At 74.2% G+C, this 8,547-nt stretch carries 6 protein-coding genes; 3 read left to right on the top strand and 3 right to left on the bottom strand.

Going from position 1 to position 8,547, the window contains the following annotated elements; translation table 11 throughout:
• The 3 genes from VIM26_RS14425 to VIM26_RS14415 form a co-directional block, all read right to left on the bottom strand.
• Positions 1 to 895 (bottom strand): sacsin N-terminal ATP-binding-like domain-containing protein (locus VIM26_RS14425; RefSeq protein ID WP_414696493.1); only part of this gene is annotated, 895 nt, incomplete at its 3' end.
• Complete coding sequence (locus VIM26_RS14420) at positions 892 to 2,067, bottom strand: DUF3027 domain-containing protein (RefSeq protein WP_331952345.1); 1,176 nt, start codon at positions 2,065 to 2,067, stop codon at positions 892 to 894. The genes VIM26_RS14420 and VIM26_RS14425, both read right to left, overlap by 4 nt.
• A 3-nt stretch (positions 2,068 to 2,070) precedes the next feature.
• The gene (locus VIM26_RS14415) at positions 2,071 to 2,454 is read right to left on the bottom strand and encodes a cold shock domain-containing protein (protein WP_331952343.1); all 384 of its coding nucleotides are present in this window, start codon (positions 2,452 to 2,454) and stop codon (positions 2,071 to 2,073) included.
• A 465-nt stretch (positions 2,455 to 2,919) separates the two neighbouring features.
• On the opposite strand from VIM26_RS14415, the gene VIM26_RS14410 reads away from it, so the two are divergent.
• From VIM26_RS14410 to VIM26_RS14400, 3 genes are all read left to right on the top strand, one after another.
• Positions 2,920 to 3,972, top strand: a complete 1,053-nt coding sequence (locus tag VIM26_RS14410) for a hypothetical protein (protein WP_331952341.1) — start codon at positions 2,920 to 2,922, stop codon at positions 3,970 to 3,972.
• Positions 3,973 to 4,370: 398 nt separating this feature from the next.
• Entirely contained in the window at positions 4,371 to 6,800 is a 2,430-nt protein-coding gene (locus VIM26_RS14405; RefSeq protein ID WP_331952339.1) for a helicase-associated domain-containing protein, read from the top strand.
• Positions 6,797 to 8,446, top strand: coding sequence for a DNA repair helicase XPB (locus VIM26_RS14400; protein WP_331952337.1), 1,650 nt, complete (start codon positions 6,797 to 6,799; stop codon positions 8,444 to 8,446). Before VIM26_RS14405 ends, VIM26_RS14400 begins: the two co-directional genes overlap by 4 nt.
• Positions 8,447 to 8,547: the final 101 nt, after the last annotated feature.

The following is an 8,547-nucleotide window of genomic DNA, read 5'->3' as shown; positions in this document are numbered from 1 at the left end:
CGCCGAGCCCGCCGAAGCCGGTGCGCGCGCCGGCGGATTCGGTCCGCGGCAGGGCCCACGTCACTCGCCAGTCGCGCGCGGACCGCTCCTCGACCGGCCGGTCCGCGAGCAGCGCAAGATCCAGCGTCCCGGCGCCGCGGGCGATCGTCCATCGCGCGACGACGTCGGCGAGGCGGCGCAGCGAGCTCTCGCCCGCGACGTCGATCTCCACCACGATCTCGGTGAGCGCGGGCAGGGCGAGCAGCAGCGGGTCCCCCACCGCGCTGAGCAGGGCATGCACCTCGTCGCGCGCGGCGGCGTCGCGCAGCGTGAGCACGACCGCGGTGTCGTAGCCGACCGGCGGACGCACGTCGTCGGGCATGGGCAGGCGCAGCGCGGGGAGCGAGCCGTCGCGGCGGGCGACCTCGGCCGCCAACGCCGGGCTGGACGGGGCCAGGGCGCCGAGCGCGAGGGTGGTCTCGGCGAGGGAGAACCGCACCCCGCCGGTGGTCGAGCGGACCGCGACCTCGTCCGCGACGGACCGCACGGCGGCGAAGCCGACCCCGAAGCGGCCGACGGGCGACGTCGCGCCTCGTGCGTCCCGCTTGGCCGACGCCCGCAACGAGGCGAGGGACGTGACGCCGTCGGCGTCCAGCGGCACGCCGGTGTTCGCCGCGACGAGCACGGCCTGGCCGTCCACGGTGCTCAGCCGCAGCAGCAGGTGGCCCGGGACGCCGCCGCGCGTGGCCGCGTCGGCGGCGTTCTGCGCGAGCTCGACGACGACCCGGTCGCGGTAGTAGCCGCGGGCGTGGTCCTCTTCGGTGTTCGCGTCCTCGCGCAGCCGGGACGGCGACGCGATCCACGCCTGCAGGACGGCGGCGCGCAGTGCCGCGGTCCCGAAGGCGTCCTGGGTCACGACTCGGGGTGGGAGCGGGGGTCGTCGTCGTCGGGAACGTCGACGGCGTCCTCGGGGTTCGCGGGCTCGGCGGTGACGTCGTCCGGGTTCGCGGGCTCGAACGTGTCCGACTCGACGGCGACAGCGTCGACGACGTGGTCGGTCGACTCGGGGAAAGAGACCTCGGCGTCAACCTCGGGGGAGGCGACCTCAGCCTCACCCTCAACCTCGGGGGAGGCGACCTCAGCCTCACCCTCAGCCTCGGGGGAGGCGACCTCACCCTCACCCTCAGCCTCGGGGACGGCGACCTCAGCGTCAGCGTCAGCCTCGGCAGCGACCTCGCCCTCAGGCTCGACGACCTCGGGCGCATCCGGCGCAGCGACAACGTCCTCGGCGGGGACCTCGGCGCGCGGCTCCTCCGGGATCGCGGTCGGCTCCTCGACGATCATCGACACCAGCTCGAGGTCCATGTCGTCGAACTTCGGGCCCGACGCGGGCCAGTCGCTCGGATGCGGCTCGAGGTCGGTCTCCGAGTGCGCGCCGCAACCGTGATCGAGGCTGACGACCTTGGCGTCGTCGGGCGACCACTCGTTCGCGCACACGCCGAAGAGCTGCCCGAGCGGGCCACTCAACGGGATCATGAAGGCGCAGGTCAGGCAGGCAGCGCTTGCCGCAACAGCGGTCGGGGACGTGGGCCCCTGCGAGCCCGCGTACCAGCGCTCGGCGGCCCGGTCGCGGCCCTCGCGGGAGAGCAGGCGGGCGCGGGCCAGGGCCAGCTCCTCGATCGCGACCCGGTCCTCGTCCTCGTCGCCGGTCGCGACGTAGCCGGGCACCAGGCGCGGGTCGTCGGCCAGGAACGGCAGCACGTCGCCGGGGCCGATGTCCCCCGGGCGCAGCCGCTCCGACCACGGCAGCCAGCTGGGCGCGAGGATCGCGTCGTCGCCGGGCAGCAGTTCGGCCTCGCACACGGTCGCGACCCGAGCGCGCGGCACGCGGGCGAGCGTCACGGTCCAGTGCCAGCCGCGGTAGCCCGGGGCGGTGCACGCGAATTGATGCGAGACGAGCCGCTCGCCCTCGACGACGGCGCCGAGGTGCTCACCGACGTGCGCCGGGTTCTCGGCCGCCTCGATGGCGACCTGGCGAGCCTGGTCGACGGCGGAGATGAGGATGGCGTCCTTGGTCGCTGCAGCCACGGATCAGACCTCGAGGTTGTCGGCGACGGCGCGGAGCATGGCGGCGTACTTGTCGCCCGCTGCCTTCTCCGGGTAGCGGCCACGACGAAGGTCGTTGCCGAGCTTGTCGAGCACCTTGATGAGGTCCTCGACGATGACGACCATGTCGTCGACGGGCTTGCGCGCCGCCTTCGCCACGGACGGGACCGGGTCGAGCAGCTTCACGGACAGCGCCTGCGGGCCACGCCGGCCGTCGGCCACGCCGAAGTCGACCTTGGTCCCAGGCTTGGGCGCGGTGACGCCCGCGGGCAGCGCCGAGGCGTGCAGGAAGATCTCGTCGCCTGTGTCGCTGGCGATGAAACCGAATCCACGCTCGGTGTCGAACCACTTGACCTTGCCGGTGGGCACTGGAACCTCTTGTGACGTCGTCGGGAGAAGAATGGGACCTTAGCGATCCAGTTTATCGGTCCGCACCCCCTCCCAGTTCCCCGAAGCCCCCGCGCCGCCCCACCCACTTTCCTCGAGTTCGCCGATCCGACGCGAGTTCGCCGGTCTCTTACGGCGAACTCGAGGGCAAACCGGCGAACTCACCGACGTCGCGGGCCGCACCGACCGCCTGCCGGCCGCCGCCGAACGCGGCCGACGCACGACCGCGACGCAGGGACGGCTCACGGGTTGCTGCACCTCCTGCACTCCTTGCGCTCGCGAACTCCCTGCGCCCCAACACTCCTCGCAGTCCCTGCGCTCCTGCGGCACGACGCCGGTCGAGGTGCCAGGGGCATTCGCCGACCCCAGACACGCGCGGCGGCAGTCCTCCCACCGACGCTCGGGCGCGACCTTCCGGACGGCGGTCTCACGAGTCAGGGTGCGTGCATGTCCGAGCCGCAGAGCCGCACACCCCACCTGACCCAGGTCGATGCGCCCGCCGGGGTCGCCCTGCCGACGGTCGTCCTGGCCCGCGAGGTGGTTCCGGCTGCCCTGGTCGCCGCCGTCCGGGTCGGCGAGCTCGAGCGGATCCGCAGCGGCGCGTATCGCCGCGCAACCCCCAAGCGAACCGGTCGCGCGACGTCGTCAGCCCCGGTCGCCGCGTCGAAGCTGTCCTCGTCCGCGGCGGCGACGGAGCTCGCGCTGGCCCGGATCGCCGCCGTCGGCCGGCAGCTTCGAACGCCGTTCTGGTTCAGCCATGAGTCCGCGGCGCTGATCTGGGGTTGCGCCGTCTGGAACCCGCCCACGCGCACGCACCTGATCCAGACCGTGCGCCCCAACCGGCACAGCGACCCCCAGTTGGCGCGACACCTGATGGGTCTCGCGCCTGCAGACCGGACGACGCGACGCGGCGTCCCGGTGACCTCGCTCGACCGCACCGTCGCCGACTGCCTCACAGCCCTGCCCCCGCTCGACGCCCTGGTGATCGCCGACTCGGCGCTCCGGCTCGGCGCCGACCCGAGCGCCATCGCCGACCGAGTCGCGGCGCAGGCCGGACGACGCGGCGTCGCAGCTGCCCGGGTCGTCCTGGGGTTCGCCGACGGTCAGGCGGAGTCGCCGTGGGAGACGTTCGTCAGGTACGTCCTGCTGCGCGCCGGACTCCCGCGGCCCGAGCTGCAGATCCCCGTCCGCACCCGCCTGGGCTGGTTCCGGGCCGACCTGGGCTGGTCCGAGTGGAAGCTGCTCATCGAGTTCGACGGGTTCGTGAAGTACTCGACCCTGTCCGGCGGGGACCCGGCCCGCGCAGTGTTCGAGGAGAAGCGCCGCCAGGATGCGATCGAGGAGGAGGGCTGGGGCGTCCTGCGCGTCACCGCCGCCGACCGTCGCGCCCCCGAATCACTGCTGCAACGCGTCTTCCGTCGCCTCCCGAGCCAGATCGTGACCAACCTCACCCCGATCCGGGATCTACCTCCCGTCGGTGGCTCGAGTTCGTCATGTTGAGGCGAGTTCGTCGTTTTCGACCGGCGAACTCGCCTCAAAAGGGCGAACTCGCGCCCTGCGGGAGCACTCACACCGTTCGACCGGCGAACTCGCGTCGAAACGGCGAACTCGCGCGCGGGCGCGCTCACACCGGCGTGCGCACGCCTCTAGCCTGCGTCCGCACGCCTGCTGCATCTGCACGGGGCCAGTTCGCCCGCAGGACGCGCGCTCGCTGGGCTCCCGGGCCGCCGCGGCGGCGCTCACCCAGATCACCACCGGCTTCGACGGTCGCGCGTGCCCCGAGCCGGCCACATTCGACCGGCGCGCGCACCCCGCTGGACCGCGTCGCAGGCGTGTCACGGCTCCACGGCGCGCACGAGCGCACCGGCAACCCCGGCGGGCCGCGTACTCTAGTCCGGATGGCCACCTTCAGCGAGCACCTGCGCTCGCGCAGCGATGCCGAACTCATTTCCCTGCTCGACCGGCGCCCTGACCTGGCAAGTCCCGCACCTTCGACGCTCGTCTCCCTCGCCGCGCGTGCGACCAGCCGGTTCAGCCTTGAGCGCGCCCTCGCCGCGGTCGACGCGTCCGTGCTCCAGGTCCTCGAAGCCGCCGTCGCCCTGCACGACGTGCGCCCGACGCTCACCCCGGACGACATCGCCGCCGCGATCGGCGCCCCGATGCAGGGCGCCGTCGCGAACGCCGTCGAGCTCGCGCTGCTCTGGGGCGAGGACAACACCGTGCACCCGGCCCCGGGTCTGGGCGAGCTGCTCGGCCCGTACCCCGCCGGCCTCGGCCCGATCGCGACCGCCACCGGCCCCGAGGCCGCGCTCGGCGGCGCCCTGGACGCGGCGCTCGCGGCCACGCCGATCGACCCGACCGCGCTCGCCGCCGCCGTCGCGCAACTGCTCATCGACGCGCCGCCCGGGGCGCGCGAGGTGCTCGACGCGCTGACCTGGGGTCCCCCGGTCGGCCGCATCCCGGCGCCCGCGTCGGTCGGCCCGCGCACCGCGGTGGACTGGCTCGTCGCGCGCGGCCTGCTCCGCTCGACGGACTCGGCGCGGGTCATCCTGCCGCGCCAGCTCGGCCTGGCGCTGCGCGCCGGGCGCACGCATCGCGAGCCCGCCGCCGGCGAACCCCGGCCCGTCGGGACCCGGCTGCCGACCGCCACCGTCGAGGCCGAGTCCGCGCGAGCCGCGCAGGACGCCGTCCGGCTGATCGCCGCCCTGATCCGCGAGTGGGAACGCGTGCCGCCGCCGGTGCTCCGCTCGGGCGGGCTCGGCGTCCGCGAGCTGCGCCGCGTCGCCGCCCAGCTCGAGATCGACGATGCCCTCGCGGCGCTGATCGTGGAGCTCGCCGGGGCCGCGGGCCTCGTCGTCGACGACGGCGAGGACCAGCCCACCTTCTCCCCCACCCTCGACGTCGACGTTTGGCTCGAGGCGGACCTGCCCGAACGCTGGGCCACCCTCGCCACCGCGTGGCTGACCATGACCCGCACCCCCTGGGTCGTGGGCGGTCGCGACGAGCGCGGCGAGCTGCGCGCCGCGCTCGACCCCGAGCTCGCCCGGCCGTGGGCCCCGCGCCTGCGCCGAGCCGTGCTGGACGTGCTCGCCGCTCGCGAACCGGGCACCGTGCTGAGCGCCGAGGATGTCACGTCGGTGCTGCGCTGGCGCACTCCGCGCAGCGTGCCGCCGCTGGCCGCGGTCGCGGCGACGCTCAGCGAGGCCGGATCGCTCGGCGTGCTGGGCGCCGAGGCGCTCGCGACCGCAGGCCACGCCCTGCTCGCCGAGCACAGTCCGACTCCCGCGCGCACCCGCGGGGAGGCGGCTTCGCTGTCGGCTGCGCAGACCCTCGCGAAGTCACTGCCCGTCGCGGTCTCCGACATGGTCCTGCAGGGCGACCTGACCGGCGTCGTGCCCGGGCGCCCCACCCGCGAGCTCGCGGCGCTGCTCGAGCGCGCGGCGAACGTCGAGTCGCGCGGCGCCGCGGTCACGGTCCGTTTCACGACCGAGTCCGTGCGGGCCGCGCTCGACGGCGGGCAGACCGCCGACGAGCTGCTCGCCGAGCTCACCGAACGGGCCACCGGCCCGGTCCCGCAACCGCTGGAGTACCTGGTCCGGGACGCTGCCCGGCGCCACGGACGCCTGCGGGTCGGCTCCGCGCTCGGCTACATCCGCGCCGAGGACCCGACGCTGCTCGCCGGCCTCGTCGAGGACCCGACGCTCGCCGACCTCGGCCTCGTCCGGCTCGCGCCGACCGTGCTCGCGGCGCACGCAAGCCCGACCGCGCTGCTCGCCGCCCTGCGCGAGCGTGGGCTCGCCCCCGCGGGCGAGGGCCCGGACGGCCAGGTCGTGCACGCCCGCCCGGTCGCGCGCCGGGTCCGTGCCGGTGCCCGACGCCGTCGCGGCGCGGGTGGCGTCGTCAGCGCGGCGCCGAGCGCGGCGCCGTCGTTGGGCGTGAACGGCCGACCCGGAACCGCGACCGGCCACGGCGAGGCGAGCCCCGGCAGCGACCAGCTCGCCGCGCTCATCCCGAACCTGCGCCGGGCCGAGGCCGCCGCCCTCTCGGACCGCGCCGCGCACTCGCGCGAGGCCGCCGCGAGCCCGGCGGGAACAGTCGACCCCATCGCCGCGTTGGCCACCCTGCGGGAAGCGGCCGCCGAAGGCCGGGAGGTCTGGCTCGAGATCGTCGGTCCGCAGGGCACACCGCGACGTCGTCGGGTGCGCCCGCTGCGCGTGGACGCCGGACGGGTACGCGCCGTCGACCTCGCACGCGACGCCGAGCTAACCGTGGCCGTGCACCGCATCGCCGGCGTGACCCTCGTCGATCCAGGAGAAGAGAGCACATGAGCGACGGCCCCCTGATCGTCCAGAGCGACAAGACACTGCTGCTGGAAGTGGGTCACGAACGGGCCGACGCGTGCCGACGCGAGATCGCCCCGTTCGCCGAGCTCGAGCGCGCGCCCGAGCACGTGCACACCTACCGGCTGACCCCGCTCGGCCTGTGGAACGCGCGCGCCGCCGGGCACGACGCCGAGCAGGTCGTCAACGTGCTGCTCGAGTACTCGCGCTACCCGGTGCCGCACGCCCTGCTGGTCGACGTCGCCGAGACGATGTCCCGCTACGGGCGCCTGCAGCTCGTGAGCGACCCGGTGCACGGCCTCATCCTGCACGCGCTGGACCGCGCGGTCCTGGAAGAGGTGCTGCGCTCGCGGCGCACGCACGGCCTGGTGGGGGAGCGGCTCGACCCGACGGACGTCGTCGTGCACCCCTCCGAGCGCGGCCACCTCAAGCAGGTGCTGCTTAAGCTCGGCTGGCCCGCGGAGGACCTGGCCGGGTACGTCGACGGCGAGGCGCACGCGATCGAGCTGGACACCTCCGGCTGGGAGCTGCGGCCCTACCAGCAGCACGCCATCGAGAGCTTCTGGCACGGTGGATCGGGCGTCGTGGTGCTGCCCTGCGGGGCGGGCAAGACCCTGGTCGGCGCCGGCGCCATGGCCCGCTCGCAAACCACCACACTCATCCTGGTCACGAACACCGTCTCGGCGCGCCAGTGGCGCGACGAGCTGCTCAAGCGCACCTCGCTCACCGAGGACGAGATCGGGGAGTACTCCGGCTCGCGCAAGGAGGTCCGCCCGGTCACGATCGCGACGTACCAGGTGATGACCACCCGGCGGAAGGGCGTCTACACGCACCTCGAGCTGCTCGACGCCCGCGACTGGGGCCTGGTCATCTACGACGAGGTCCACCTGCTGCCCGCGCCCATCTTCCGGATGACCGCGGACCTCCAGGCCCGACGCCGGCTCGGTCTGACCGCCACGCTGGTGCGCGAGGACGGCCGCGAGGACGAGGTGTTCTCCCTGATCGGGCCCAAGCGGTTCGACGCCCCGTGGCGGGACATCGAGGCGCAGGGCTACATCGCGCCGGCCGAGTGCGTCGAGGTCCGCCTCACCCTGCCCGAGCGCGAGCGGATGACCTACGCGACCGCCGAGCCCGAGGACCGGTACCGCCTGGCGTCCTGCGCGAGCGGCAAGAACCGGATCGTGGAGGAGCTCGTCGCCAAGCACGAGGGCGACCCGACGCTGATCATCGGGCAGTACCTCGACCAGCTCGCCGAGCTCGCCGAGCACCTGAACGCCGAGGTCATCACCGGTGCGACGACCGTGCCCGAGCGGCAGCGGCTGTTCGAGGAGTTCCGGACCGGCAAGATCACCAAGCTCGTGGTGAGCAAGGTCGCCAACTTCTCCATCGACCTGCCCGAGGCCTCGGTCGCGATCCAGGTCTCCGGCTCGTTCGGCTCGCGCCAGGAGGAGGCCCAGCGACTGGGCCGCATCCTGCGCCCGAAGGCCGACGGGCGCACCGCGCACTTCTACACGGTCGTCGCGCGCGACACCGTGGACCAGGAGTTCGCCGCGCACCGCCAGCGCTTCCTCGCCGAGCAGGGCTACGCCTACACGATCATCGACGCCGAGGACCTGGTCCCCGACCCCGACTGACCCCTGTCTCCTGACGCCTAGCTCCTGAGATCGCCCCCCCCCAATACCGCTGACGTCCGAGCGTTGACGTCCTATAGGACGTCAACGCTCGGACGTCAGCG

The sequence above is a fragment of the Pengzhenrongella sp. genome, from assembly GCF_036565025.1.
GTDB lineage: Bacteria > Actinomycetota > Actinomycetes > Actinomycetales > Cellulomonadaceae > Pengzhenrongella.
Note: the sequence above shows the minus strand (reverse complement) of the source record. Positions and strands in the feature narration are given on the sequence as shown.